Genomic DNA, 25,386 nt, shown 5'->3' on the forward strand with positions numbered 1-25,386 from the left:
GGGAAACCGGCGACCCGGGTCACGCGGAGACCGGCGACCCGGGTCACGCGGAGACCGGTCCCACGGGGAGACCGGCCTCACGTGGAAGCCGGTCTCACGCGCCCTCCTTCAGGACGCGTGAGACCAGTGCCCGCTGGGCGTCGGTCAGCCTCGGGTCCGCGCAGTGGACCGTACGGTCGCCGACCGTGATCCGGTACCGGAAGCCGTCCGGCACCCCCTTGGGCGGGGTGTCGTGGCCCGCGGCCAGCGCCGACTCGGCCAGCGCCTCCCACTCCGGGGCGTCGTCCCGCCCGGCGGTGTCGACCTCGCTGTGGCGTGCGATGCCGGCGAAGCCGCCGGTCCTGCTGACCTGAATCCGCATGCGATGCCCTCCAACGCCGGACGTCCGTGCCCTACGCGGTCGGTACGCCCACTTCCGACCATGCCTTCAGGACGGCCTCGGCCTCGTCGCCCTCGCCGAAGCGGCTGCGGGCCGCTGCGACGGTAAGACGGGCGAAGGACGCGAAGTCCGCGTCCACGGCCAGTTGACCACCTGTGAGCACATCGAACCAGAGCTGCCCGGCCCGCTCCCACGCATTGCCGCCGAGCGCCGTCGCCAGCAGATAGAACGCGCGGTTCGGGATGCCCGAGTTGAGGTGCACCCCGCCGTTGTCCTCGCTGGTGTGGATGTAGTCCTCCATCTTCGCGGGCTGCGGGTCCTTGCCCAGTACGTCGTCGTCGTACGCCGTGCCCGGCGCCTTCATCGAGCGCAGCGCGACGCCCTGGACGCGGGGCGCCAGCAGCCCGGCGCCGATCAGCCAGTCGGCCTGGTCGGCGCTCTGGCCCAGCGAGTACTGCTTGACCAGGGAGCCGAAGACGTCGGACATGGATTCGTTGAGCGCTCCGGACTGGCCGTAGTAGCTCAGATTGGCGGTGTACTGGGTCAGGCCGTGGGTCAGCTCGTGGCCGATCACGTCGATGGCGACGGTGAAGTCCAGGAAGATCTCGCCGTCCCCGTCGCCGAAGACCATCTGCTCGCCGTCGAAGAAGGCGTTGTTGTACTTCTCGTCGTAGTGCACGGAACCGATCAGCGGCAGTCCGTTGCCGTCGATCGAACTGCGGCCGTACGCCTTGAGCAGCAGCTCGAAGGTGGCGCCGAGTCCCGCGTACGCGCGGTTGACGCTCGCGTCCTTCGTCGGGTCCTGGCCCTCGGAGCGGACCTTGGTGCCGGGTAGTTGGGTGCGGTGGCGGCAGTCGTACAGGACGCGCTCGGGCTTGTCGGACGCTTCCCCGTCGGGCGCGGGGGCGACGGGCACGGTGACGACCGTGGCCATCTGGCGGCGGGTGCGGCGGGCCGCGTCGCCCTCCAGGGTGCGGCGGGCGGGACCGGCGAGATCGGGGTTGTCGGACTGCGACAGCCTGTCCAGGACCTGGGGCGGCACGATCGTGCAGAAGACGGGGCGGAATCCGTGCTGTGACTGAGGGTGCATACCGCCGACTGTGGCAGCAGGTAATCACGTTGTCACTGGTTGCGATCAGGATTGACGAAATGGAGTGATCGATCACGGTTGGGCGTTTCCTGCGCCCGGTCCCGCATACTGATACGGGACCGACGCATCAGGCGCCACTCGGTTAGTCTCGTCGCATCATGCGTTTCGGGCTGCTTCTTCTTAGCTGCCGCGGCGAGGGCCTGTAGTCGTAGGCCGACCCCCTCCCCGCGGAGTCTTGTGTTGCAGCGACACAGTCGGCCGACCCATTGGTTGGACCCCGAGGAGCCGTACGCCATGACCGCCGCAAATCCCGCTCAGTCCCCCGCTGAAACCGCTGTCGGCCGTCCGACGCCGATCACCAACGCGACTCAGCTGCAGAAGCCGTCCGGGATGCCGATCCACAAGTACGGCAGCTACGAGGCCGTCGACATCCCGGACCGCACCTGGCCGGACAACCGGATCACGGTCGCTCCCCGCTGGCTCTCCACCGACCTGCGCGACGGCAACCAGGCCCTGATCGACCCGATGTCGCCGGCCCGCAAGCGCGAGATGTTCGATCTGCTCGTACGCATGGGCTACAAGGAGATCGAGGTCGGCTTCCCGTCCTCCGGCGAGACCGACTTCGCGTTCGTCCGCTCCATCATCGAAGAGGGCGCGATCCCCGAGGACGTGACGATCTCCGTCCTGACGCAGGCCCGCGAGGACCTGATCGAGCGGACCGTCGAGTCCATCGTCGGCGCCCGCCGCGCCACCGTGCACCTGTACAACGCGACGGCACCCACCTTCCGCCGGGTCGTCTTCCGCGGCTCCAAGGACGACATCAAGCAGATCGCCGTGGACGGCACCCGGCTGGTCATGGAGTACGCGGAGAAGCTGCTGGGCCCGGAGACGACCTTCGGCTACCAGTACAGCCCCGAGATCTTCACCGACACCGAGCTGGACTTCGCCCTGGAGGTCTGCGAGGCGGTCTGTGACGTCTGGCAGCCCGAGGAGGGCCGCGAGATCATCCTCAACCTGCCCGCCACCGTGGAGCGTTCGACGCCGTCCACGCACGCGGACCGGTTCGAGTGGATGTCGCGCAATCTGTCGCGCCGCGAGTTCGTCTGCCTGTCGGTCCACCCGCACAACGACCGCGGCACCGCCGTCGCCGCCGCCGAACTGGCCATCATGGCCGGTGCGGACCGGATCGAGGGCTGCCTGTTCGGCCAGGGCGAGCGCACCGGCAACGTCGACCTGGTGACCCTGGGCATGAACCTGTTCTCGCAGGGCGTCGACCCGCAGATCGACTTCTCGCAGATCGACGAGATCCGCCGCACCAGCGAGTACTGCAACCAGATGGAGGTCCACCCGCGCCACCCCTACGCGGGCGACCTGGTCTACACCGCCTTCTCCGGCTCCCACCAGGACGCCATCAAGAAGGGCTTCGACGCCATGGAGGCCGACGCGGCCGCCCAGGGCAAGACGGTCGACGACATCGAGTGGGCGGTGCCGTACCTGCCGATCGACCCGAAGGACGTCGGCCGCAGCTACGAGGCCGTCATCCGGGTCAACTCGCAGTCCGGCAAGGGCGGAATCGCCTATGTCCTGAAGAACGACCACAAGCTGGACCTGCCGCGCCGGATGCAGATCGAATTCTCCCGGATCATTCAGGCCAAGACGGATGCCGAGGGCGGCGAGGTCACGCCGACGCAGATCTGGTCCACGTTCCGCGACGAGTACCTGCCGAACCCGGAGAACGCCTGGGGCCGCGTACAGATCCGCACCGGCCAGTCCACGACCGGCTCCGACGGCAAGGACACGATCACCGTCGAGGCGACCGTGGACGGCACGGACACCGTGCTGACAGGCACCGGCAACGGACCGATCTCCGCGTTCTTCGAAGCGCTGCAGGCCATCGGCATCGACGCCCGACTGCTGGACTACACCGAGCACACCATGAGCGAGGGCGCCAGTTCCCAGGCCGCCTCGTACATCGAGTGCGCGATCGACGGAAAGGTCCTGTGGGGCATCGGCATCGACGCCAACACCACCCGGGCCTCGCTGAAGGCGGTCGTCTCCGCGGTCAACCGCGCCACCCGCTGATCTGGCGCCCGCGAGGGCGCGTCCGCACGGCCGAAAACCCCGTCCACCCGCTTCCGGGGGGCGGGGTTCGGCCATCTCCGGGCGGTTGTGACGAGCGAGGTACTGACGTCACATCACGACTGTGGTTAACATCACGTCCACACGGCAATGTTGCCGGAGGGGGCACCTCCCGTGCTTTTAGGGCTACGGGGGAGTTACGGAGGTGTGCGACGTGCGGCCAGGCCTGGGACAACGCGCCATGAAGCTGCGTATCTGTGGCATCCGCACCATCTGGGACCCCGTCGGCGACGGGGAGTTCTTCTGCCCCGGCTGCGGCGGCGACCGCAACTACCGCCGTCTCACGGGCCGTCGGCGCTTCGCGGTGCTCGGTGTGCCGATGCTGCGGCGCGGCACCGTGGGCCCCGTCGTCGAATGCGCCGCCTGCCGCGAGCACTTCGGCACCGACGCGCTCGACCACCCCACCACCACCCGGCTCTCCGCCATGCTCCGGGACGCCGTCCACACCGTCGCGCTCGGCGTCCTCGCGGCCGGCGGCACCACCTCCCGCACGGTGCTGGAGACCGCGGCCGCCATCGTGCGCGGCGCCGGGTTCGAGGACTGCACCGAGGAACAGCTCCGCACCGTCGTCGAGGTCCTCGCCCCCGACACCGGCCACGGCTCCGCCTTCGACCCCGCGGCCGAGGCGTGCGGAGCGGCCCTCGCCATCGAACTGCACGAGGCGCTGGAACCCCTCGCCCCGCACCTGGCCCCCGCCGGACGTGAATCGATTCTGCTCCAGGGCGCCCGGATCGCCCTCGCCGACGGCCCGTACGGACCGGCCGAGCGCGAGGTGCTGACCACGGTCGGCGGCGCGCTCCAGCTCTGCGCCCAGGACACCGCCCGACTGCTCGCCGAGGCGGCGCGCACGCCCTCCTGACGGCCCCGGACGGGCCGGGGGCCCCGCGGGCCGTCCCCGTACCGGACAATGGACGCATGAGCTTGTTCCGGGACGACGGCGTGGTGCTGCGCACGCAGAAGCTGGGCGAGGCCGACCGGATCATCACGATCCTGACCCGCGGCCACGGCCGGGTACGCGCCGTCGCGCGCGGGGTGCGCCGCACGAAGTCCAAGTTCGGGGCGCGGCTGGAACCCTTCTCCCACGTCGACGTGCAGTTCTTCGCCCGGGGCAGCGAACTGGTCGGCCGCGGGCTGCCGCTCTGCACCCAGAGCGAGACGATCGCTCCGTACGGCGGCGGCATCGTCACCGACTACGCCCGCTACACCGCGGGCACCGCGATGCTGGAGACCGCCGAGCGGTTCACCGACCACGAGGGCGAGCCGGCCGTCCAGCAGTACCTGCTGCTCGTCGGCGGGCTGCGCACCCTCGCCCGCGGCGAGCACGAGCCGCATCTCATCCTCGACGCCTTCCTGCTGCGCTCGCTCGCCGTCAACGGCTACGCGCCCAGCTTCGAGGACTGCGCCAAGTGCGGAATGTCCGGACCGAACCGGTTCTTCTCGGTCGCGGCGGGGGGCGTCATATGCGGCGACTGCCGGGTGCCCGGCAGCGTCGTACCCTCGGCTGAGGCCGTCACGCTGCTGAGCGCACTGCTCAGCGGCGACTGGGAGACGGCGGACGCGTGCGAGCCGCGTCATGTCAGGGAGGGGAGCGGGCTGGTGTCCGCCTATCTGCACTGGCATCTGGAGCGCGGGCTGCGCTCACTGCGGTACGTAGAGAAGTGACACAGGCAGATCAGGCACAGGGAGCGAGACAGTTCATGGCAGTACGCGGGATGCTCGGCGGCCGTAACCGGCGCGACTACAAGACCCCGGAGCCGCACCCCTCCGGTGCCACGCCCCCGAAGATCCCCGGCGAGCTGGTGCCCAAGCACGTGGCCGTCGTGATGGACGGCAACGGCCGCTGGGCCAAGGAGCGCGGCCTCCCGCGCACCGAGGGCCACAAGGTCGGCGAGGGCGTCGTCATGGACGTCCTCAAGGGCTGCATCGAGATGGGCGTCAAGAACCTCTCGCTGTACGCGTTCTCCACCGAGAACTGGAAGCGGTCCCCGGAGGAGGTGAAGTTCCTGATGAACTTCAACCGGGACGTGATCCGCCGCCGCCGCGACGAGATGGACGAACTGGGCATCCGCATCCGCTGGGTCGGCCGCATGCCCAAGCTGTGGAAGTCCGTGGTCCAGGAGCTCCAGGTCGCCCAGGAGCAGACCAAGGACAACGACAAGATGACGCTGTACTTCTGCGTCAACTACGGAGGCCGGGCCGAGATCGCCGACGCCGCGCAGCGCATCGCGCAGGATGTCGCGGCCGGGAAGCTGGACCCGTCCAAGGTCAACGAGAAGACCTTCGCGAAGTACATCTACTACCCGGACATGCCGGACGTCGACCTCTTCGTCCGCCCCAGCGGCGAGCAGCGCACGTCCAACTATCTGATCTGGCAGAGCGCCTACGCCGAGATGGTCTTCCAGGACGTGCTCTGGCCGGACTTCGACCGCCGCGACCTGTGGCGGGCCTGCCTGGAGTTCGCCCAGCGCGACCGGCGCTTCGGTGGCGCGGTGGAGGCGGGTACCGCGGGGCCGGCCGTCTGACCTTGCCGTTACGATTCCGCCCCATGACAACTCAGGGGTGGGAACTGGAAGGGGTCGTGGTCGAGCTGGAGTACCAGCCGACCACGGCCGATTTCGCGGAGGCGCTGAACGCCCGCGCGAAGATCAGTAGGAGCGGCCGTATGCAGCGCAAGCTGCTGATCCTGATGCCGGCGCTGGCAGTGCTGATGGGCATCACGATCGCGAGCGGCCGGCACGGCCCGGGGGCGCCCGTCTGGGTGGGGCTCGTCTTCGTGATACTGACCGTGATCCTGACGCCCTGGCTCCAGGCCCGGCAGCTGTACCGGTTCGCCGCGCGCCAGGGCACCTGCCGCACGGTGGTGCGCGAGACCGGCATTCAGATGGTCACGGACCACAGCACCACGACCGTCAACTGGGAGATGGTGCCCCGCTACCGGGAGACGCCACAGCTCTTCGTGCTGTTCAGCGGCGACAAGCAGGCCACCGGGATCACCATGCTCCCCAAGCGCGGTGTGCGCGGGCCGGACGACCTCGACCGGCTGCGGAGCGTGCTGGACCGCAACGTACGAAGGCTCTGAGACGACGGTTCTGAGACGGGTGAGGGCCCGGGGGCGGCGCCCCCGGGCCCTCACTGCTTCCTCACTTCTTCGCGGCCGCGCACTCCGCGCAGGTGCCGAAGATCTCCACCGTGTGGGCCACGTTCACATACCCGTGCTGGGCGGCGATGGTCTCCGCCCACTGCTCCACCGCGGGCCCCTCGACCTCCACGGCCTTGCCGCACATCCGGCACACCAGGTGGTGATGGTGGTCCCCGGTCGAACAGCGCCGGTACACGGACTCGCCGTCCGTGGTGCGCAGCACGTCGACCTCGCCGGCGTCGGCCAGGGACTGGAGGGTGCGGTAGACGGTGGTGAGCCCGACCGAGTCGCCGCGGTGCTTGAGCACGTCGTGCAGCTCCTGGGCGCTGCGGAACTCGTCCACCTCGTCGAGCGCCGCCGCCACCGCCGCCCGCTGCCGGGTCGACCGGCCGCGTACCGGGGCCGCGTTCGTTCCACTGATCGGCGCCGTCGCCACAGCAGCCTCCTCGTGTCGCCCGTACCTGTGTCGGGCCATTGTGCCAGCCCGTCCGGACGCCGCGGTCAAACCCGGAGTTCGTCCGGGGCCGGACGGGAGGCCGGTACCTCCAGGGTGCATCCCCCGGACGCCGCTTCGCTGCGGCGGGCGCGGCTTCTGGCCAGCGGGGTCGCCAGCAGCGTCAGGGCGACGAAGACCGCGATGGCCAGCAGCACGATCGTCGCGCCGGGCGGGACGTCCTGGTAGTACGAGGTGACGGTGCCGGCCAGGGTCACCGCCGTACCGATGACGACCGACAGCACGAACGTCACCTTGAAGGACCGGGAGATCTGCTGCGCGGCCGCGACCGGCACCACCATCAGCGCGCTGACCAGCAGCAGCCCGACGACCCGCATCGCGACGGTGACGGTCACCGCCGCCGTCACGGCGACCAGCAGGTTCAGCGCCCGCACCGGCAGCCCGGTGACCCGGGCGAACTCCTCGTCCTGGCTGACCGCGAACAACTGGCGGCGCAGCCCCAGCGTCACCAGCAGCACGAAGGCGGCCAGCACGCAGATCGAGGTGATGTCCTCGGCGGAGACCGTGGACAGGGAGCCGAAGAGGTACGAGGTGAGGTTGGCGTTGGAGCCGGTGTCGGAGAGGTTGATCAGCAGCACACCGCCCGCCATGCCGCCGTAGAACAGCATGGCCAGCGCGATGTCGCCGCGGGTGCGCCCGTACCAGCGGATGAGCTCCATCACGACGGCACCGGCGACGGCGACCGCGGTGGCCATCCAGACCGGGCTGGTGGAGAGCAGGAAGCCGAGGCCGACACCGGTCATCGCGATGTGGCCGATGCCGTCGCCCATCAGGGCCTGGCGGCGCTGGACGAGGTAGATGCCGACGGCGGGCGCGATGACGCCGACGAGCACGGCGGCGAGCAGGGCCCGCTGCATGAAGGGAGGGGTGAGGAATTCCATGGTCAGCTCAGCAGTCCCGTCCGGACGGGCTCGGAGGCCGCGTGGGGGTGTACGTGGTCGTGTCCGGGCAGGGCGTGCTGGCCCAGCGCCTTCGGCGGCGGCCCGTCGTGCATCACACAGCCGTCGCGCAGCACGATCGCGCGGTCGATCAGCGGCTCCAGCGGGCCCAGCTCGTGCAGGACGAGCAGCACCGTGGTGCCGGCCGCGACCTGCTCGCGCAGGGTCGTGGCGAGGATCTCCTGGCTGGCCAGGTCGACGCCGGCCATCGGCTCGTCCATGATCAGCAGCTCGGGTTCGGCGGCCAGCGCGCGGGCGATCAGCACCCGCTGGTGCTGTCCGCCGGAGAGCGCGTCCACCGAGTCCCCGGCGCGGTCGGCGAGGCCGACGAGCTCGATGGCCCGGTCGACGGCGGCCCGGTCGGCCCTGCGGAGCAGGCCCAGCTTCGTGCGGGACAGCCGCCCGGAGGTGACGACCTCGCGGATCGTGGCGGGGACGCCGCCGGCCGCCGTGGTGCGCTGGGGCACGTAGCCGATCCGCGCCCAGGAGCGGAAGCGGCGCAGCGGGGTGCCGAACAGTTCGACGGAGCCGCCGGTGAGCGGGACCTGCCCGATGACGGAGCGGACGGCGGTCGACTTGCCCGAGCCGTTGGCGCCGAGCAGGGCGGCGACCTCGCCGCGGTGGACGGTCAGGTCGATGCCGCGCAGCACCGGGCGCGCGCCGAGCGTGGCCGTGGCGCCCCGCAGGGCTATCACGGGGTCGGTCGTGGTGCTCCCGGTCTCGGGCATGTGCGCCTCCGGTGTTGCTGTGGCGGGTGTCGCCGGTGTCACGGGTGTTGCGGGGTTCGCGGGGGTCACTTCGCGCCGAGCGCCTTCTGCAGGGCGGCGAGATTGGATCGCATGACCTCGATGTAGTCGGCGCCCTTGGACTTGTCCGTGATTCCTTCGAGCGGGTCCAGGACGTCGGTCTTCAGGCCGGTGTCCTTGGCGAGGGTCTTCGCGGTCCTGTCGCTGGCGAGCGTCTCGAAGAATACGGTGGTGGCCCCGTCCTTCTCCGCGATGGTGTGGATCTCGCTGATCCGGGCGGGGCTGGGCTCGGCCTCGGGGTCGACGCCGGCGATGCCCTCCTGGGTGAGGCCGTAGCGCTCGGCGAGGTACCCGAAGGCGGAGTGGGTGGTGATGAACGTTTTGGTGGCGGTGGTCTTCAGGCCGTCCGTGTACGCCTTGTCCAGCCCGTCGAGCTCGGTGACCAGCGCGGCCGTGTTCTTCCGGTAGTCCGCGGCGTGATCGGGGTCGGACTTCTCCAGGGACTTCCCGACACCCTTGGCGACCTCGGCGTACTTCACCGGGTCCAGCCAGATGTGGGGGTCGGCGCCGGCTTCGTCGCCGTGGTGCTCGTGGCCGTGCTCCTCGCCGCCCGCCTCGGTGCCGTGGTCCTCCAGCGTGGTGAGCTTCGCGGCGTCGACGGCGTCCTTCGTGCCGGACTGCTCGATGGCGTCGTCCACGGCGGGCTGGATGCCCTTGAGGTACAGGATGCAGTCGGCGTCGGTGAGCCCGCCGATCTGCCGCGGGCTGAGCTCCAGGTCGTGCGGCTCGACGCCCGGCTTGGTCAGCGTGGTGACGGAGACGTGCTCCCCGCCTATCCGCTCGGCCAGGAACTGCATCGGATAGAACGAGGCCACCACATCCAGCTTGTCGCCGTTCTTGTGGTCCGCGGCGTCCGAGGAGGAACAGGCGGTGAGGGCGGTGAGGCCGAGGACGACTGCTCCGGCGACGGCGGCGGTGGGTATGAGGCGGCGGCTGACGTTCATGACAGTCATTTTCAACAAAACTGGAAACGATTGTCAACAAGACCTATGAGATGACTTTGCCGCCGACCGCGCCGATACCGATTTGATCCAGGGCCCGTGCCCGCCGGTAATCTGAAGCATTCGCCCGCCCGTCTCCCGACCACCACCCCCCACTGAGGCGCTTCGCGCCGCCCCTGTCCAATTTCGTCGTAATGAAGAGAGCACCGTGGCCGCCGACAAGATCGACTCCATCGTCAGCCTGAGCAAGCGCCGTGGCTTCGTCTACCCGTGCAGTGAGATCTACGGCGGCCAGCGCGCCGCCTGGGACTACGGGCCGCTGGGCGTCGAGATGAAGGAGAACCTCAAGCGCCAGTGGTGGCGCTACATGGTCACCTCGCGCGAGGACGTGGTCGGTCTCGACTCGTCGGTCATCCTCGCCCCCGAGGTCTGGTCCGCCTCCGGTCACGTCGCCACGTTCACGGACCCGCTGACCGAGTGCACCTCCTGCCACAAGCGCTTCCGCGCCGACCACCTGGAAGAGGCGTACGAGGAGAAGCACGGTCACGCGCCCGCGAACGGCCTGACCGAGCTCAACTGCCCCAACTGCGGCAACAAGGGCACCTTCACCGAGCCCAAGCAGTTCTCGGGTCTGCTCTCCACCCACCTCGGCCCGACCCAGGACTCCGGCTCGGTCGCCTATCTGCGCCCCGAGACCGCCCAGGGCATCTTCACCAACTTCGGCCAGGTGCTGCAGACCTCGCGCAAGAAGCCGCCGTTCGGCATCGCCCAGATGGGCAAGTCCTTCCGGAACGAGATCACTCCGGGCAACTTCATCTTCCGCACCCGCGAGTTCGAGCAGATGGAGATGGAGTTCTTCGTCAAGCCGGGCGAGGACGAGGAGTGGCAGCAGTACTGGATGGACCAGCGCTGGAACTGGTACACGGAGCTCGGCATGCGCGAGGAGAACATGCGCTGGTTCGAGCACCCGAAGGAGAAGCTCTCCCACTACTCCAAGCGCACCGCCGACATCGAGTACCGCTTCCGCTTCGGCGGCAGCGAGTGGGGTGAGCTGGAGGGCGTCGCCAACCGCACGGACTACGACCTCAAGGCGCACTCCAAGGCCTCGGGCACCGACCTGTCCTTCTTCGACCAGGAGGCCGGCGAGCGCTGGACGCCGTACGTCATCGAGCCGGCAGCCGGTGTCGGCCGGGCGATGCTCGCCTTCCTCCTCGACGCCTACATCGAGGACGAGGCGCCCAACGCCAAGGGCGTCATGGAGAAGCGCACCGTGATGCGTCTCGACCCGCGCCTCGCGCCGGTCAAGGTCGCCGTCCTGCCGCTGTCCCGCAACCCGCAGCTGTCGCCGAAGGCCAAGGGCCTCGCGACCGACCTGCGGAAGAACTGGAACATCGAGTTCGACGACGCGGGCGCCATCGGCCGCCGCTACCGCCGCCAGGACGAGATCGGTACGCCGTTCTGCGTCACCGTCGACTTCGACACCCTTGACGACAACGCGGTGACCGTGCGCGAGCGCGACACCATGAAGCAGGAGCGCGTCTCCCTGGACCAGATCCAGGCCTACCTCGGCGCCCGCCTGCTCGGCTGCTGACGTATCGCTCGTACTGACGAAGCCCCCGGTTGCCCGTACGGAACCGGGGGCTTCGCCGTGCGCGCGCCCGACCGGGCGGAAACCGGGTGCGACGGCCGACCGGGCCGGGGTACGGTTCCGGTATGTATTCGTTCTTCCAGATCTACGAGTGAGCGCGCGGCGGGTGCGACCACCCGCCGCCCACCGGACCGATCAAGGTCGCTTCAGACCTCACTTCGCCATACGAACGGGAGAACGCCATGGCCAAGAGCCGTAACAACCTTCTCGGTGTGGGCGGACAGCGCAAGAAGCTGTCCCGCGCCGATCAGCAGGGCGTGGGCGCTGCCCGCACCACCGACCGCAAGGCGGCGGCCGACCAGAAGCAGGAGCTGCTGCGCAAGATGCGTGAGCGCGCGCAGTCCGGCGCCGCCCCCGGGGCGGCCCCGGCGGACGGCGCCGCGGACGCGCCCGAGCAGGACGCCCCGGCGCAGAGCTGACGCCTCCTCGGGGGCTGATGTTTCCTCGGGGAGTTGATGCCCTCTCGGGGAGCTGAAGCCGCCTCACCACCGGTACGACCGTGGGCCCGGATCACCCCGTGATCCGGGCCCACGCCCTTGTCAGCGCCCCGGCGCCGCCCGCGCTCACGCCACCCTGCGCGGCAGCCGCAGACTGAGCAGCGTCGTCAGGACCACCGCGGCCAGCTGCACCAGCAGCGTCACGGCCAGCGCGTCCCGCATGCCCGCGCCCGGGACCAGGGCGAGGAACAGCGTGCCGAGCGTGGCCACCCCCAGGGCCAGCGCGGCCTGCTGAGTCGTCGTCATCACCCCGCCGCCCACCCCGGCCCGCGCGGCCGGTACGTCGGAGAGCACGATCCGGAACAGGACGGGCAGCTGGAGTCCCTGCCCGAACCCCGCGATCGCGACCCCCGGCAGCAGCCCCGGCGCCCCGAGACCGGACCACTCGCGCCACACGGTGAGCGCCAATACCAGCACCCCCACCGCCTGGATCAGCCCGCCGGCCGTCACGACCCGGCTGCCGTACCGCAGGATCAGCCGCGGACCGGCCAGCGACGCCACGAAGAACGCCACCGCCATCGGCGCCATCGACAGTCCGGCCGCGGCCGGACCCAGTTCCAGCCCCTGCTGGAGGGCCACCGCGATGACGAACATGAAGCCGCCGAAGCCGATCGAGAACGGCACCACCAGTGCCAGCCCGCGGCGCAGCGACTCCAGCCGCAGCAGGCTCGGCGGCACCAGCGGGGTCAGCCCGCGACGGTCGGCCCGCCGTTCGACCCGGTAGAAGGCGTACGCGGCGAACGGGAACAGGGCCAGCGAGACCCAGGTCCACACCGGCCAGCCCGCGGCGCGCCCCTCCGTCAGCGGGGCGAGGAGCGTCACCAGCGACGCGGCGAGCAGCAGCGTGCCCGGTACGTCGATCGGCGCGGGCCGCTGGGAGCGGGTCTCCGGCACGGCGCGGGCGGCCAGCACCAGCCCCACCGCCGCCACCGGAACGTTCACCAGGAACACCGAACGCCAGCCCGCGCTCTCGCCGAACACCGACGACAGCGGCGCGGCGGCGACGAGGACACCGCCGAGGATCTGGCCCGCGACCATGGAGAGCCCGCCCGTCGCCCCGTACAGGCCCATCGCGCGGGCCCGTCGATCTCCCGAGGTGGCCGCCTGGATCGTGGCGAGCACCTGCGGCAGCATCAGCGCGGCTGCCGCGCCCTGCGCCACCCGCGCCCCCACGAGCGTCCAGGCGTCCGGGGCGAGCCCGCAGCCGAGCGAGGTGACGCCGAAGGCGGCGATGCCCAGCAGGAAGAGCCGGCGCCGCCCGGCCATGTCGCCGAGCCGGCCGCCGAGGACGAGCAGCACGGCGTAGGCGAGGCCGTAGCCTGCGACGACCAGTTCGAGCAGGGCGGGGCCCGCGTCCAGATCGTGGTCGATCGCGGGCAGCGCGACGTTGACGATGAAGAAGTCGATGAGCGGCAGCGCCGCCCCGAGCAGCACGGTGAACAGCCCGAGCGTGCCGAGCACCGGAGCCGGGTGGTCGTGCCGCACCACGGCGTCGGCGCCGACGGCCGCCTGCGTCCGCACGGACGATTCGCTCACGGCGGTCCGTGCAGTCGATCGACTCACGGCAGTCCGCACGGTTGATCCATTCGCGACAGTTGATTCACTCACGCCATCGAGGATCGCCGCAGTCCCAGCCTGGTACCAGAGTGTCTTTATCCTGGTACAAGGAGCACCTGGCAGAGCGCCGGGAGGCCCGGCAGGCTGGAGGCATGGCGACGATGGTGAGCGGACTGCCCGAGGTACGCGTGGCGCCCGGGGTCCCGTCGGCCCCGGGGCGGCGGGAGCCCTCCGAGCCTGACGTCCGGCGGCACGAGCTCGCGAACTTCCTGCGCAGCCGCCGCGAGCGGATCACCCCCGAACAGGTCGGCCTGCCCCGGGGCCGCCGCAGGCGCACCCCCGGCCTGCGCCGCGAGGAGGTCGCCCAGCTCTCCGCCGTGGGCGTCACCTGGTACACCTGGCTGGAACAGGCCCGCGACATCCAGGTCTCGCCCCAGGTGCTCGACGCGCTGGCCCGCGCCCTGCTGCTCGACCGCAGCGAACGCGGCCACCTCTTCTCGCTCGCCGGCGCCGTCGACCCGTCACCGGGCGCGGACTGCCCGAGCGTGACCCCGGCGCTGCGCCAGATGCTGCGGCAGCTGGACCCCATCCCGGCCTGCGTCCAGAACAGCCGCTACGACATCCTCGCGTACAACCGGACCTACGGCAGGCTGCTCTGCGACCTGGACGCGGTCGCCCCCGAGGACCGCAACTGCATGATCCTCGCCTACACCAACGCGCAGTGGCGCTCCTCGGTCGTCGACCTCCCCGAGGTGAACCGGCTGATGGCCGCCAAGTTCCGCAGGGCGATGGCCGAGCACCTGGCCGAGCCCGCCTGGAAGGCGCTCCTGGGGCGGCTGGAGGAGTCGTCCGCGGAGTTCCGGGAGATCTGGGCCCGGCACGAGGTGGTGGGCGCGGGCGGCCGGACCAAGATCTTCCGCAACGCCCACGTAGGACTGCTCCGCCTCGAACACACCGACCTGTGGCTCGGCCCGTCGAGCGGGCCGCGCATGGTGACGTACGCCCCCGCCGACGAGGAGACCCGGGAGCGCCTGGAGCGGCTTCAGGCCCTGGAGCTCGCCGACGTCTGACCTCCGGCCGGGGCGTCCGCCGGCCGCTCCAGCCGTTCGGCGGTCCGGCGCGCCGTCTCCCGCGCCCAGTGCCCGCTCGTCAGCGCCCCCACCAGCAGGACGGACAGCCCGCACCCGGCGAGGATCCACCAGGCGGGCTTGCTCGCGTCCACGAATGCCTCGGCGTAGGCGGCGCCGCGCGGCGACCCGGTGCCGGCCACCCCTGCCGCCAGCACCGCACCGATCACGGCGACCCCGAGCGTCCCGCCGATCTGCCGGCTGGTCGAAGCCACCGCGGCCGCCACCCCGGCCTGCGAGCGCGGCATCCCGGAGACGGCCGTGTTGGTGATCGGCGCGTTCACCATGCCGAAGCCGAGGCCGAAGAGCACATAGCCGGTGAACAGCAGGACGTTGTCCGTCTCCGCGTCGAACGCGGCGAAGAGCAGCCCGCACGCCGTCATGGCCACGCCCGCCACGAGCAGCGGGAGCCGGGGCCCGCGGCTGCCGACGAGCCGCCCGGACAGCGGCGCGCAGACGAAGGTGAGGGCCGCCATCGGCAGCATGTACAGACCGGCGTGCAGCGCGCTCAGCCCGCGCACGTTCTGCAGGTACAGGGTGTTGAGGAAGAGGAACCCGCTCAGCGCGGCGAAGGCGCTGACCGCTATGACCGTGGCGCCGCTGAACGGGGCGCTGCGGAAGAACCGCAGCTCGATGAGGGGATCGGTACGCCGGGGCTCGTAGAGCAGCAGGCCGATCAGGGAACATCCGGCGAGCGCGGCGAACAGCAGGATCAGCGGTGAGTCCCAGCCCTGCGAGGGCGCCTCGATGATCGCGTACGTCAGCGAACCGAGCAGCCCGATCACCAGCAGCTGCCCCACCGGGTCGGGGCGGCGCGGCTTCGGGGCGCGGGACTCGGGGACGTAGCGCCAGGTGAGCAGGAGCGCGGCCAGGCCCACCGGCAGGTTGATCCAGAAGATCGACCGCCAGCCCACCGAGTCCACCAGCAGGCCGCCGACCACCGGTCCCGCGGCCATGGAGATGCCGACGACACCGCCCCACACCCCGATGGCGCGGGCCCGCTCGCGCGGGTCGGTGAAGGTGTTGGTGATGATCGACATCGCGACCGGGTTGAGCATCGAGCCGCCCACCGCCTGCACCATCCGGAACGCCACCAGCGACTCCAGGTTCGGCGCCACGGAGCAGAGCAGCGAACCGAGGGTGAACAGGACGAGCCCGGCCTTGAAGACCTTCCGGCGCCCGATCCGGTCGGCGGTGGAGCCCGCGAGCATCAGCAGCGAGGCCAGGACCAGGGTGTAGGCGTCGATCGTCCACTGCATGCCTGCGACGGTGGCGTGCAGTTCCTTCTGCATGGACGGCAGGGCGACATTGAGCACGGTGTTGTCGAGACTGACGATCAGCAGACTCATGCAGCAGATCGCCAGTACCAACTGCCGTCGGCGGTGACTGAGCTCGGGCATACATGGATAGTACGGTTAACTAACGAACTCCGCTGCCGGGGAGACCCGCCCGGTACGCGACAATGGAGCAATGACCACGCTCGCCCCCTCTCTTCCCCTGCTCCGGATCGGCCCGCACACGGTGCAGCCGCCGGTGGTGCTCGCCCCCATGGCCGGCATCACCAACGCCCCGTTCCGCACCCTGTGCCGGGAGTTCTCCGGCGGCAAGGGGCTGTTCGTCAGCGAGATGATCACCACGCGGGCGCTGGTCGAGCGCAACGAGAAGACCATGCAGCTGATCCACTTCGACGCGAGCGAGACCCCGCGTTCGATCCAGCTGTACGGAGTGGACCCGGTCACCGTCGGCAAGGCCGTCCGGATGATCGTCGACGAGAACCTCGCCGACCACATCGACCTGAACTTCGGCTGCCCGGTCCCCAAGGTGACCCGCAAGGGCGGCGGCTCGGCGCTCCCGTACAAGCGGCCGCTGCTGCGCGCGATCCTCAACCAGGCGGTCTCCAACGCGGGTGAGCTGCCGGTCACGATCAAGATGCGCAAGGGCATCGACGACGACCACATGACCTATCTGGACGCGGGCCGGATAGCGGTCGAGGAGGGCGTCACGGCCGTCGCCCTGCACGGCAGGACGGCCGCCCAGCACTATGGCGGCACCGCCGACTGGGACGCCATCGCGCGCCTCAAGGAGCACGTCCCGGAGATTCCCGTCCTCGGCAACGGCGACATCTGGTGCGCGGACGACGCCCGCCGGATGATGCGCGAGACCGGCTGCGACGGTGTGGTCGTGGGGCGCGGCTGTCTGGGCCGCCCCTGGCTCTTCGGCGACCTGGTGAGCGAGTTCGAGGGCTCGGGGGCGCGGCAGGCGCCGGGGCTGCGGCAGGTCGCCGACGTGATGCTGCGGCACGCGACGCTGCTGGGGGAGTGGATCGGCGACGAGACGCGCGGTGTGATCGATTTCCGCAAGCACGTCGCCTGGTACCTCAAGGGCTTCGCGGTCGGCTCGGAGATGCGCAAGAAGCTCGCGGTCACCTCGTCGCTGGTGGAGCTCGGCGGGCAGTTGCAGGAGCTGGACCTGGACCAGCCGTGGCCGGACGGCGCGGACGGGCCGCGTGGGCGCACGTCGGGCAACAACCGCGTGGTGCTGCCGGACGGCTGGCTGAAGGACCCGTACGACTGCGCGGGCGTGAGCCCGGACGCGGAGCTGGACACCTCGGGCGGCTGAGGTCTTCCGGCCTTCTGTGGGCACGCGGCGCCATAGGCACCGCGTGCCTCTTCTTTTGTCTCGCTCATCTGAGCGCAATTGAGCGTTGCATTCGGTCGGATTCGGCGACGGTTGGGTCGGCAGGTGGCTCGAACGAGTCGGAAACGGGCGTCGCGTGGTGACTCCGTCCCGCTCTGGGTGCACCTCGGTGATCATGGCGTAACGCGCAGTCGCCGATCGGGCGTCCGGATGGTGACATCTGAGCGCCGATCGCGGAGTGATTCTCGCCACCCTGAGGGTCGACGCGCTCAGATGAGCGCAATTCCAGGGGCTGCATTTCTCAAATGATGGCACTGGGTGCCAAGGATCTCCACTTTGATCGATCGACGCTTCCGCTGCACAGTGTCATCAGAATGGCGGATATTGGTGGCTCTCAGTGTTTATGAATTCAAGAAGTGAACGAATGCTGCTGATCGGACTACAGGTCGTGTCACTTTCGATCTGCTGGCGGACGGGTGGTTGAGGCCTCATGACGCGCAAGTGGACGTACCCAGACACCTTCGATCTGGGTATGTTCCTCGCCGTCAGGGCAGCCACCGCGTCCTCGAGGAGTCGAGACCCGTGTCGGAAAACAAAGATCCCCAGGTAGCCACCCCGGAATCCCCGGAGCTCAAGGGCGAGAAGTTCGTTTATGACTTCACCGAGGGCAACAAGGATCTGAAGGATCTCCTCGGCGGCAAGGGCGCGAACCTCGCCGAGATGACCAACCTCGGGCTTCCCGTCCCTCCGGGATTCACCATCACCACCGAGGCGTGCAAGGTCTACCTCGAAAGCGGCGAGGAGCCGACCGCGCTCCGTGCCGAGGTCAGCGCGCACCTCGACGCCCTCGAAGCGCGGATGGGCAAGAAGCTCGGCCAGGCCGACGACCCGCTGCTGGTCTCCGTCCGCTCCGGCGCGAAGTTCTCGATGCCCGGCATGATGGACACGGTCCTCAACATCGGCCTCTCCGACGAGTCCGTGGCCGGTCTCACCGCCCAGGCCGGCGACGAGCGGTTCGCGTGGGACTCCTACCGCCGCCTCATCCAGATGTTCGGCAAGACCGTCCTCGGTGTCGACGGCGACCTCTTCGAGGAGGCGCTGGAGGCGGCGAAGGAGGCCAAGGGCGTCACCGTCGACGTCGACCTCGACGCGTCCGACCTGAAGAAGCTGGTCAAGCAGTTCAAGAAGATCGTCGCCCGGGACGCCGGACGCGACTTCCCGCAGGACCCGCGCGAGCAGATGGACCTGGCCATAAAGGCCGTCTTCGACTCGTGGAACACCGACCGGGCCAAGCTCTACCGCCGCCAGGAGCGCATCCCCGGCGACCTGGGCACGGCCGTCAACGTCTGTTCGATGGTCTTCGGCAACCTCGGCCCCGACTCCGGTACGGGCGTCGCGTTCACCCGTGACCCGGCCAGCGGCCACCAGGGCGTGTACGGCGACTACCTGCAGAACGCGCAGGGCGAGGACGTCGTCGCCGGTATCCGCAACACGGTGCCGCTCGCCGAGCTGGAGTCGATCGACAAGAAGTCGTACGACCAGCTGATGCAGATCATGAAGACGCTGGAGACCCACTACAAGGATCTCTGCGACATCGAGTTCACCATCGAGCGCGGCCAGCTGTGGATGCTCCAGACCCGGGTCGGCAAGCGCACCGCCGGTGCCGCCTTCCGCATCGCCACCCAGCTCGTCGACCAGGGGCTCATCGACGAGGCCGAGGCGCTCCAGCGGGTCAACGGCGCGCAGCTGGCGCAGCTGATGTTCCCGCGATTCGACGACGACGCGAAGACCGAGCTGCTGGGCCGTGGCATCGCGGCGTCCCCGGGCGCTGCGGTCGGCAAGGCCGTCTTCGACTCGTACACCGCGGTCAAGTGGTCCCGGTCCGGCGAGAAGGTCATCCTGATCCGCCGCGAGACCAACCCCGACGACCTCGACGGCATGATCGCGGCCGAGGGCATCCTGACCTCGCGCGGCGGCAAGACCTCGCACGCGGCCGTCGTCGCCCGCGGCATGGGCAAGACCTGTGTCTGCGGCGCCGAGGACCTGGAGGTCGACACCAAGCGCCGCCGGATGACGGTGGGCGGCCGGGTCATCGAGGAGGGCGACGTCGTCTCCATCGACGGCTCGACCGGCAAGGTGTACCTCGGTGAGGTCCCCGTCGTGCCGTCCCCGGTCGTCGAGTACTTCGAGGGCCGGATGCACGCCGGCGCCGACGACGCCGACGAGCTGGTCGCCGCCGTGCACCGGATCATGGCGTACGCGGACCGGGTGCGCCGGCTGCGGGTGCGGGCCAACGCCGACAACGCCGAGGACGCGCTGCGGGCCCGCCGCTTCGGCGCCCAGGGCATCGGCCTGTGCCGCACCGAGCACATGTTCCTCGGTGAGCGCCGCGAGATGGTCGAGAAGCTGATCCTCGCGGACACCGACGCCGAGCGCGAGACCGCGCTGGAGGAGCTGCTCCCGCTCCAGAAGGCCGACTTCATCGAGCTGTTCGAGGCGATGGACGGACTGCCCGTCACCGTGCGGCTGCTCGACCCGCCGCTGCACGAGTTCCTGCCCGACATCACCGAGCTCTCGGTACGGGTCGCGCTCGCCGAGTCCCGCAAGGACGCCAACGAGAACGATCTGCGCCTGCTCCAGGCCGTGCACAAGCTGCACGAGCAGAACCCGATGCTCGGTCTGCGCGGTGTGCGCCTCGGGCTCGTCATCCCCGGCCTGTTCGCCATGCAGGTAAGGGCGATCGCGGAGGCTGCGGCCGAGCGCAAGAACGCGAAGGGCGACCCGCGCGCCGAGATCATGATCCCGCTCGTCGGCACGGTCCAGGAGCTGGAGATCGTCCGCGAGGAGGCCGACCAGGTCATCGCCGACGTCGAGGCCGCCACCGGCACCCGGCTGAAGCTCACCATCGGCACGATGATCGAGCTGCCGCGCGCCGCGCTGACCGCGGGCCAGATCGCCGAGGCCGCGCAGTTCTTCTCCTTCGGTACGAACGATCTGACCCAGACGGTGTGGGGCTTCTCCCGCGACGACGTGGAGGCCTCCTTCTTCACCGCGTACCTGGAGAAGGGCATCTTCGGGGTGTCGCCGTTCGAGACGATCGACAAGGACGGCGTCGGCTCGCTGGTCCGCAGCGCCGTCGAGGCCGGCCGGGCCACCCGCCCGGACCTGAAGCTCGGCGTCTGCGGCGAGCACGGCGGAGACCCGGAGTCGGTGCACTTCTTCCACGAGGTGGGTCTGGACTACGTGTCCTGCTCCCCGTTCCGCATCCCCGTGGCCCGGCTCGAAGCCGGCCGTGCGGCGGCGGGTTCGACCGGCAGCGACAGCCGCTGAGCCGACACCGGAAGCCCCTGACCGCATGACCCTTTGACCCGGAGCCGCCGTCGTCCGGGCACCACCCTCACCGGCTCGACGGCAACTCCGAAACACCCGAGGACGGCGGCACCCTGTGCGGGGGTGCCGCCGTCCCGTTTTGTTCTGGGGAAAATCGTTGTGCGGCGTTGTGCCTTTTTCTTCGAGTTCCTTCGCGCATTACGCAAAGTTCGTTCAATACGCAAAGAGCGGACCCGGAACGGACCTGGAACGGGCCGGGTACGGACCGGGATGCGGCCCATGGATCCCCATCCATGGGCCGCACCCGGGTTACCCCATCGGGCACGGAGCCGCACCGTCGTCCACCGCCGCCGGGTGAGCGAAACCCCCCACGGCCTTCACTCACCCTTCCGGTGGCGCCGGATTCGCACCCGACGCCGTACAGCTTTTCGGTTGACGGTGTGCGGGTGCGAGGCGTTTCACCTCTGGCCGAAACCCCGTGGTGACGTGCTGTTACGGATCACCTACCCTGGGGTGGGGGTAATTGCAGGTGCAACAGGTGGGGGACCGGTGCTGCGTATCCACATGTCCGGAGTGGACCTTTCCAGGGTGCGGATGGCCACCCGGCCCGACGCGCTGTGGGAAACCGCTCTGAGTTTCCACCGGCTGCGGGACCGGCGAGGTTCCGCGGTGTTCGGGAAATGGCGTACGGAAACCCGGCCTCGGTTGAATGGTGAAGTACGTCTGCTGTCCGCCGTGATTCCACCGCGCGGCTATTTCCCGGATTTCCTGACGCCTTCTCAGGAATACGGCGAACCGTACGGCATCGACGCGGGAATGCAGGCGTTGCGCGAGACGCCGCCCGGCCGGGTCCGGGCCGAACTCGCTCTGCTCGGCGCCGAACGCCGCGACGCGTGCCTCTCCCCGGACGGCCGCGCCGAACCGCTCGGCCGCCTCGTCGACGCGCTGCGCAGCTACCACCGTGCCGCCATCGAGCCGTACTGGCCGCACATCCGGGCCAGCGTCGAGGCCGACCGTGCCGTGCGAGGCCGCGCCCTCCTGGACGGCGGCGCGGACGAACTGCTCGCCTCCCTCCCGCCGATGATCCGCTGGCGGGCCCCCGTGCTGGAGGCGGACTACCCCGTCGACCGGGACGTCCATCTGGACGGGCGGGGGCTGCTGCTCCAGCCGTCCTTCTTCTGCCGCGTCACCCCGGTCGTCTACCGCGACCCGGGGCTCCCGCCGGTCCTCGTCTACCCGGTCACCCACTCCCGCGCCCCGGTCTTCGCCGAACCGGGCCCCTGGCTCGGCCGGCTCCTCGGCAGCACCCGGTCGACGGTCCTGAGCGCCATAGGGAACGGCTGTACGACGAGCGAGCTCGCGCTGCGGGCCGGGGTGTCCCTCGCCTCGGCGAGCCAGCACGCCTGTGTGCTGCGCGAGGCGGGCCTCATACACACCCTGCGGCACGGCGGCTCGGTCCTGCACACGCTGACGCCGCTGGGCGGATCGCTGCTCAGGGGCGGCGCCCCGCTCGCGCTGTCCTGAGCCGGGCGGACGCGACGGCAGGCGGACGGGCGGCGGAGCGGCGAAAATTTTTTTGTCCGGGCGGCGATGAGTTCCGCGACGCCCCGCCGTCTACCTGTCGTACACGTTCGAACAACAGAGAGAGCGAAGCGGCCATGCCTCAGATGATCTTCGTCAACCTGCCGGTCAAGGACCTCGAAGCGACCAAGGCCTTCTTCGGAAAGCTGGGCTTCTCGTGCAACCCGCAGTTCACCGACGAGAACACCGCATGTCTCGTCATCAGCGACACCATCTTCGCGATGCTCCTCACCGAGCCGCGCTTCAAGGAGTTCACCAAGAAGGAGATCGCCGACGCCTCGAAGTCCACCGAGGTGATCCTCGCCCTGAGCGCCGAGAGCCGGGAGAAGGTGGACGAGCTGGTCGACACCGCCCTCGCCTCCGGCGGCTCGCCCGCCAACGAGCCGGTGGACTTCGGCCACATGTACGGCCGTTCCTTCCAGGACCCGAACAACCACATCTGGGAGGTCATGTGGATGGACCCGGCCGCGGTGGAGGCCCAGTAGAGCTGACCCGGTCTCAGGGGGCGAGGCCCGGATACGTCACGCCGGTGAGCTGCTCGGACGCCATCCAGAGCCGCTCGCTCGTGACGTCGTCCCGGGTCCAGCCCGCACGCCAGGACGGGGCCGGGGCACCGCGCCAGCCCAGCAGCCCCGGCCCGGTGAACGAATCGGGGCGCACGCCGGGCGCGGTGGCCGCGTACAGCGTGGGCAGCGCACCGGCCGAAGCGGGCTGGGCGACGATCCGGTTGCCCAGCTCGAAGAACCGCTCCATCGCCCGCCGGTTCTCCATCCGGGCCGCGGCGGACTGAAGGTTGGTCGACGCGTATCCCGGGTGCGCGGCGGCGGCCACCAGCCGGGAGCCCGCCTTCGTGAGCCGTCGCGCCAGCTCGTGGACGAAGAGCAGATTGGCGGTCTTCGAGCGGCCGTAGGCGATCCAGCGACGGTAGTCGCGCTCGCTGTTGAGATCCCCCATGTCGATGTCGGACAGCGCGTGCATCCCGCTGGAGACGGTCACCACACGTGCCCCGGGGGTGTCGAGGAGGCGGGGGAGCAGCAGCCCGGTCAGGGCGAAGTGCCCCAGGTGGTTGATGCCGAACTGCCTTTCGAAGCCGTCGGCCGTCGTCCCGTACGGGAGGGCCATCACGCCCGCGTTGTTGATCAGCAGATCGATCCGCTCGGGCGCACGGGTCGCGGCGAACTCACGGATCGAGCCCAGATCGGCCAGATCGAGCGGTACGAACGCCACGTCCGCGCCGCTCACGGCCTTCCGGATACGGGACTCGGCCTCCTTGCCGCGCGCCTCGTCACGGCAGGCGAGCAGGACTCGCGCTCCGTGCCGGGCCAGCTCCCGCGCGGTGTGCAGACCGATGCCGCTGTTGGCTCCGGTGACCACGGCCGTACGGCCGCTCTGGTCCGGGATGTCGTTCGCGCTCCAGCCGTGGCTCATGGGCCCAGCGTACGACCGCGGTGTGCCGCCCGGACCGGTCGGGCCGGTCCGGATCCAGGGCCGGTGCGCACCGGCGGCGCGGGGGCGCGCGAACCTCAGGAGTCGCTCAACTTTTCCGTGATCCGGCCGAGGAGGTTGGACGGCGCGCAGATCGTGTCCATAAGGTCGTGATCATGCCGGACATAGCGCTCACCACTCTGATCATCCTCTGTCTCGCGGCGGCCGCGGCGGGCTGGATCGACGCGGTGGTCGGCGGCGGCGGACTGCTTCTGCTGCCCGCGCTGCTGCTCGGCCTGCCGCACGTCCCGGCCGCCCAGGTGCTCGGCACCAACAAGGCGGTCGCGATCGTCGGTACGTCGGGGGCGGCCGTGGCGTACGTACGCAAGGCGCCGGTGAAGATCGGGACCGCGCTGCGGATCGGGCTCGCGGCACTGGCCGGATCGATGGCCGGCGCGTTCTTCGCCGCCGGGATCAGCAGCGAGGTGCTCCGGCCGGTGATCATGGTGGTGCTGCTGGCCGTCGCGGCGTTCGTGATGCTGCGGCCCTCGTTCGGCAAGGACACGGACGACGGTGCGCGGCAGCGGGTCACCCGGGCCCGCACCGTCACCGCGATCGTGCTGGTCGGCGGCGGAATCGGCTTCTACGACGGGCTGTTCGGCCCCGGCACGGGCACGTTCCTGGTGCTGGCGCTGACCGCGGTGCTCCACCTCGACCTGGTGACGGCGTCCGCCACCGCCAAGATCGTCAACGTCTGCACCAACGGCGGCGCGCTGGCGATGTTCGCCTACCAGGGCAGCGTGCTGTGGCAACTGGCCGCGCTGATGGCGGTGTTCAACCTGGCGGGCGGGCTCATCGGGGCGCGGATGGCGCTGCGCAAGGGCAGCGAGTTCGTCCGCGGCGTGCTGCTGGTCGTGGTGTTCTCGCTGGTCGTGAAGTTGGGCTTCGACCAGTGGACGGCCTGAACGGACCGTGCCCGGCAGCCGGGTTCAGCGCACGGCGATCAGATGCGCGTACGCCACCACATTGCCCTCGTACCCCGTCTCCTTCGAGAAACCGCCGCCGCAGGTGATCAGCCGCAGCGAGGCGAAGGAGGCGGCGCCGTACACCCGCTTGTCGGGGAAGTCCTTGTTCCCGTAGACCTCGATCGCGTCCAGGGAGAAGACGGCGGTGCGACCGTCCTGGCGGACCACCTCGACCGTGCTGCCCTTTTGCAGGGCGCCCAGGTCGTAGAAGACCGACCGGCCCTGCGCGTTGTCCACATGGCCGGCGACGATCGCGCTGCCCTTGGAGCCCGGGGGAGTGCCGTCCCGGTACCAGCCGACGATGTTGCGGTTGCCGGCCGGGGGCACGTCGAGACTGCCGTCCGCCCCCAGGCCGAGACGCATCACCGGGGCGTCCACCCGGATGCTCGGGATGCGGATGCGCACGGGGGCGGAAGGCTTCAGGGGTTCGGCGACCGGCGATCCCGGCTGGGGCTCCGGGCCGCCGGTGAACGCCTGGGCGGCGGTCGGCCGGGGCGGGACCAGCTGGGCGTCGGCGCCGTTGCGGATCAGCCAGACGCCGGCCAGCGCTGCGATGACCAGCAGCCAGCCCTTGGCCTTCTGGGTCACGGTTGTCCTCCGGGTGATGGAACGG

23 protein-coding genes are annotated in these 25,386 nt (G+C 70.1%); 13 read left to right on the forward strand and 10 right to left on the reverse strand.

Annotated elements, in window-relative coordinates; translation table 11 throughout:
* Positions 1 to 94 precede the first annotated feature (94 nt).
* Both OG842_RS26530 and OG842_RS26535 read right to left on the reverse strand, forming a co-directional pair.
* Positions 95 to 361: a protealysin inhibitor emfourin gene (locus OG842_RS26530; RefSeq protein ID WP_266733137.1), complete on the reverse strand. Its 267-nt coding sequence runs from the start codon at positions 359 to 361 to the stop codon at positions 95 to 97.
* Between the two features lie 31 nt (positions 362 to 392).
* Positions 393 to 1,469, reverse strand: a complete 1,077-nt coding sequence (locus tag OG842_RS26535; protein ID WP_266733138.1) for a M4 family metallopeptidase — start codon at positions 1,467 to 1,469, stop codon at positions 393 to 395.
* Between the two features lie 294 nt (positions 1,470 to 1,763).
* Between OG842_RS26535 and leuA the strand changes: the two genes are divergently transcribed.
* From leuA to OG842_RS26560, 5 genes are all read left to right on the forward strand, one after another.
* Positions 1,764 to 3,551, forward strand: coding sequence for a 2-isopropylmalate synthase (gene leuA, locus OG842_RS26540; protein ID WP_266733140.1), 1,788 nt, complete (start codon positions 1,764 to 1,766; stop codon positions 3,549 to 3,551).
* Positions 3,552 to 3,789: 238 nt separating this feature from the next.
* Positions 3,790 to 4,467 carry a TerB family tellurite resistance protein gene (locus OG842_RS26545; protein WP_266733142.1) on the forward strand — a complete coding sequence of 226 codons (678 nt, stop codon included), beginning with the start codon at positions 3,790 to 3,792 and terminating at the stop codon, positions 4,465 to 4,467.
* Between the two features lie 56 nt (positions 4,468 to 4,523).
* Positions 4,524 to 5,270: a DNA repair protein RecO gene (recO, locus tag OG842_RS26550; protein WP_266733144.1), complete on the forward strand. Its 747-nt coding sequence runs from the start codon at positions 4,524 to 4,526 to the stop codon at positions 5,268 to 5,270.
* 35 nt (positions 5,271 to 5,305) lie between these two features.
* Positions 5,306 to 6,130: an isoprenyl transferase gene (locus tag OG842_RS26555; RefSeq protein ID WP_266733146.1), complete on the forward strand. Its 825-nt coding sequence runs from the start codon at positions 5,306 to 5,308 to the stop codon at positions 6,128 to 6,130.
* A gap of 23 nt (positions 6,131 to 6,153) precedes the next feature.
* Positions 6,154 to 6,687, forward strand: a complete 534-nt coding sequence (locus tag OG842_RS26560) for a YcxB family protein (RefSeq protein WP_266733147.1) — start codon at positions 6,154 to 6,156, stop codon at positions 6,685 to 6,687.
* Between the two features lie 61 nt (positions 6,688 to 6,748).
* On the opposite strand, the gene OG842_RS26565 is transcribed toward OG842_RS26560, so the two are convergent.
* The 4 genes from OG842_RS26565 to OG842_RS26580 all read right to left on the reverse strand — a co-directional run bounded on the left by OG842_RS26565 (position 6,749) and on the right by OG842_RS26580 (position 9,949).
* Positions 6,749 to 7,183 (reverse strand): Fur family transcriptional regulator, encoded by a 435-nt coding sequence (locus OG842_RS26565; RefSeq protein WP_266733149.1) that lies wholly within the window; start codon positions 7,181 to 7,183, stop codon positions 6,749 to 6,751.
* A gap of 65 nt (positions 7,184 to 7,248) precedes the next feature.
* Entirely contained in the window at positions 7,249 to 8,142 is an 894-nt protein-coding gene (locus tag OG842_RS26570; RefSeq protein WP_266733150.1) for a metal ABC transporter permease, read from the reverse strand.
* Positions 8,143 to 8,144: 2 nt separating this feature from the next.
* On the reverse strand, positions 8,145 to 8,927 hold the full coding sequence (locus tag OG842_RS26575; RefSeq protein ID WP_266733152.1) for a metal ABC transporter ATP-binding protein: 783 nt from the start codon (positions 8,925 to 8,927) through the stop codon (positions 8,145 to 8,147).
* Positions 8,928 to 8,992: 65 nt separating this feature from the next.
* Entirely contained in the window at positions 8,993 to 9,949 is a 957-nt protein-coding gene (locus tag OG842_RS26580; RefSeq protein ID WP_266733154.1) for a metal ABC transporter substrate-binding protein, read from the reverse strand.
* 205 nt (positions 9,950 to 10,154) lie between these two features.
* On the opposite strand from OG842_RS26580, the gene OG842_RS26585 reads away from it, so the two are divergent.
* Together OG842_RS26585 and OG842_RS26590 are read left to right on the forward strand one after the other, a co-directional pair.
* On the forward strand, positions 10,155 to 11,537 hold the full coding sequence (locus tag OG842_RS26585) for a glycine--tRNA ligase (protein WP_266733155.1): 1,383 nt from the start codon (positions 10,155 to 10,157) through the stop codon (positions 11,535 to 11,537).
* Positions 11,538 to 11,776: 239 nt separating this feature from the next.
* Entirely contained in the window at positions 11,777 to 12,013 is a 237-nt protein-coding gene (locus OG842_RS26590) for a DUF6243 family protein (RefSeq protein ID WP_266733156.1), read from the forward strand.
* A gap of 144 nt (positions 12,014 to 12,157) precedes the next feature.
* Here OG842_RS26590 and OG842_RS26595 read toward each other — a convergent pair whose 3' ends face one another.
* Complete coding sequence (locus OG842_RS26595) at positions 12,158 to 13,579, reverse strand: MFS transporter (protein ID WP_266733835.1); 1,422 nt, start codon at positions 13,577 to 13,579, stop codon at positions 12,158 to 12,160.
* Positions 13,580 to 13,809: 230 nt separating this feature from the next.
* On the opposite strand from OG842_RS26595, the gene OG842_RS26600 reads away from it, so the two are divergent.
* Positions 13,810 to 14,718 (forward strand): MmyB family transcriptional regulator, encoded by a 909-nt coding sequence (locus tag OG842_RS26600; protein ID WP_443064072.1) that lies wholly within the window; start codon positions 13,810 to 13,812, stop codon positions 14,716 to 14,718.
* Here the strand turns inward: OG842_RS26600 and OG842_RS26605 are convergent.
* Positions 14,691 to 16,175 (reverse strand): MFS transporter, encoded by a 1,485-nt coding sequence (locus OG842_RS26605; RefSeq protein WP_266733159.1) that lies wholly within the window; start codon positions 16,173 to 16,175, stop codon positions 14,691 to 14,693. The genes OG842_RS26600 and OG842_RS26605 overlap by 28 nt on opposite strands.
* A 70-nt stretch (positions 16,176 to 16,245) precedes the next feature.
* Here OG842_RS26605 and dusB point away from each other — a divergent pair, with 70 nt between their 5' ends.
* The 4 genes from dusB to OG842_RS26625 all read left to right on the forward strand — a co-directional run bounded on the left by dusB (position 16,246) and on the right by OG842_RS26625 (position 22,808).
* Positions 16,246 to 17,394, forward strand: coding sequence for a tRNA dihydrouridine synthase DusB (gene dusB, locus OG842_RS26610; protein WP_266733160.1), 1,149 nt, complete (start codon positions 16,246 to 16,248; stop codon positions 17,392 to 17,394).
* Positions 17,395 to 17,994: 600 nt separating this feature from the next.
* Positions 17,995 to 20,742 carry a pyruvate, phosphate dikinase gene (gene ppdK / locus OG842_RS26615; RefSeq protein WP_266733162.1) on the forward strand — a complete coding sequence of 916 codons (2,748 nt, stop codon included), beginning with the start codon at positions 17,995 to 17,997 and terminating at the stop codon, positions 20,740 to 20,742.
* 549 nt (positions 20,743 to 21,291) lie between these two features.
* Positions 21,292 to 22,266, forward strand: coding sequence for an ArsR/SmtB family transcription factor (locus tag OG842_RS26620; protein WP_266733163.1), 975 nt, complete (start codon positions 21,292 to 21,294; stop codon positions 22,264 to 22,266).
* 134 nt (positions 22,267 to 22,400) lie between these two features.
* Positions 22,401 to 22,808, forward strand: coding sequence for a VOC family protein (locus OG842_RS26625; protein ID WP_266733164.1), 408 nt, complete (start codon positions 22,401 to 22,403; stop codon positions 22,806 to 22,808).
* Positions 22,809 to 22,821: 13 nt separating this feature from the next.
* Here OG842_RS26625 and OG842_RS26630 read toward each other — a convergent pair whose 3' ends face one another.
* Positions 22,822 to 23,751, reverse strand: a complete 930-nt coding sequence (locus tag OG842_RS26630; RefSeq protein ID WP_266733166.1) for an oxidoreductase — start codon at positions 23,749 to 23,751, stop codon at positions 22,822 to 22,824.
* A gap of 173 nt (positions 23,752 to 23,924) precedes the next feature.
* Between OG842_RS26630 and OG842_RS26635 the strand changes: the two genes are divergently transcribed.
* The gene (locus OG842_RS26635; RefSeq protein ID WP_266733168.1) at positions 23,925 to 24,713 is read left to right on the forward strand and encodes a sulfite exporter TauE/SafE family protein; all 789 of its coding nucleotides are present in this window, start codon (positions 23,925 to 23,927) and stop codon (positions 24,711 to 24,713) included.
* Between the two features lie 24 nt (positions 24,714 to 24,737).
* Here OG842_RS26635 and OG842_RS26640 read toward each other — a convergent pair whose 3' ends face one another.
* On the reverse strand, positions 24,738 to 25,361 hold the full coding sequence (locus OG842_RS26640) for a class F sortase (protein ID WP_266733169.1): 624 nt from the start codon (positions 25,359 to 25,361) through the stop codon (positions 24,738 to 24,740).
* Positions 25,362 to 25,386: the final 25 nt, after the last annotated feature.

Source organism: Streptomyces sp. NBC_00376, from assembly GCF_036077095.1.
GTDB lineage: Bacteria > Actinomycetota > Actinomycetes > Streptomycetales > Streptomycetaceae > Streptomyces.

Excerpts from the sequence above, each read along its gene's own strand:
- OG842_RS26570 (WP_266733150.1), bottom strand. The coding sequence starts at position 8,142 with ATGGAATTCCTCACCCCTCCCTTCATGCAGCGGGCCCTGCTCGCCGCC.
- OG842_RS26590 (WP_266733156.1), top strand. The coding sequence starts at position 11,777 with ATGGCCAAGAGCCGTAACAACCTTCTCGGTGTGGGCGGACAGCGCAAG.
- leuA (WP_266733140.1), top strand. The coding sequence starts at position 1,764 with ATGACCGCCGCAAATCCCGCTCAGTCCCCCGCTGAAACCGCTGTCGGC.
- OG842_RS26545 (WP_266733142.1), top strand. The coding sequence starts at position 3,790 with ATGAAGCTGCGTATCTGTGGCATCCGCACCATCTGGGACCCCGTCGGC.
- dusB (WP_266733160.1), top strand. The coding sequence starts at position 16,246 with ATGACCACGCTCGCCCCCTCTCTTCCCCTGCTCCGGATCGGCCCGCAC.
- recO (WP_266733144.1), top strand. The coding sequence starts at position 4,524 with ATGAGCTTGTTCCGGGACGACGGCGTGGTGCTGCGCACGCAGAAGCTG.
- OG842_RS26635 (WP_266733168.1), top strand. The coding sequence starts at position 23,925 with ATGCCGGACATAGCGCTCACCACTCTGATCATCCTCTGTCTCGCGGCG.
- OG842_RS26625 (WP_266733164.1), top strand. The coding sequence starts at position 22,401 with ATGCCTCAGATGATCTTCGTCAACCTGCCGGTCAAGGACCTCGAAGCG.
- OG842_RS26560 (WP_266733147.1), top strand. The coding sequence starts at position 6,154 with ATGACAACTCAGGGGTGGGAACTGGAAGGGGTCGTGGTCGAGCTGGAG.
- OG842_RS26605 (WP_266733159.1), bottom strand. The coding sequence starts at position 16,175 with ATGCCCGAGCTCAGTCACCGCCGACGGCAGTTGGTACTGGCGATCTGC.
- OG842_RS26630 (WP_266733166.1), bottom strand. The coding sequence starts at position 23,751 with ATGAGCCACGGCTGGAGCGCGAACGACATCCCGGACCAGAGCGGCCGT.
- OG842_RS26535 (WP_266733138.1), bottom strand. The coding sequence starts at position 1,469 with ATGCACCCTCAGTCACAGCACGGATTCCGCCCCGTCTTCTGCACGATC.
- OG842_RS26530 (WP_266733137.1), bottom strand. The coding sequence starts at position 361 with ATGCGGATTCAGGTCAGCAGGACCGGCGGCTTCGCCGGCATCGCACGC.
- OG842_RS26600 (WP_443064072.1), top strand. The coding sequence starts at position 13,810 with ATGGTGAGCGGACTGCCCGAGGTACGCGTGGCGCCCGGGGTCCCGTCG.
- OG842_RS26575 (WP_266733152.1), bottom strand. The coding sequence starts at position 8,927 with ATGCCCGAGACCGGGAGCACCACGACCGACCCCGTGATAGCCCTGCGG.
- OG842_RS26580 (WP_266733154.1), bottom strand. The coding sequence starts at position 9,949 with ATGAACGTCAGCCGCCGCCTCATACCCACCGCCGCCGTCGCCGGAGCA.
- OG842_RS26555 (WP_266733146.1), top strand. The coding sequence starts at position 5,306 with ATGGCAGTACGCGGGATGCTCGGCGGCCGTAACCGGCGCGACTACAAG.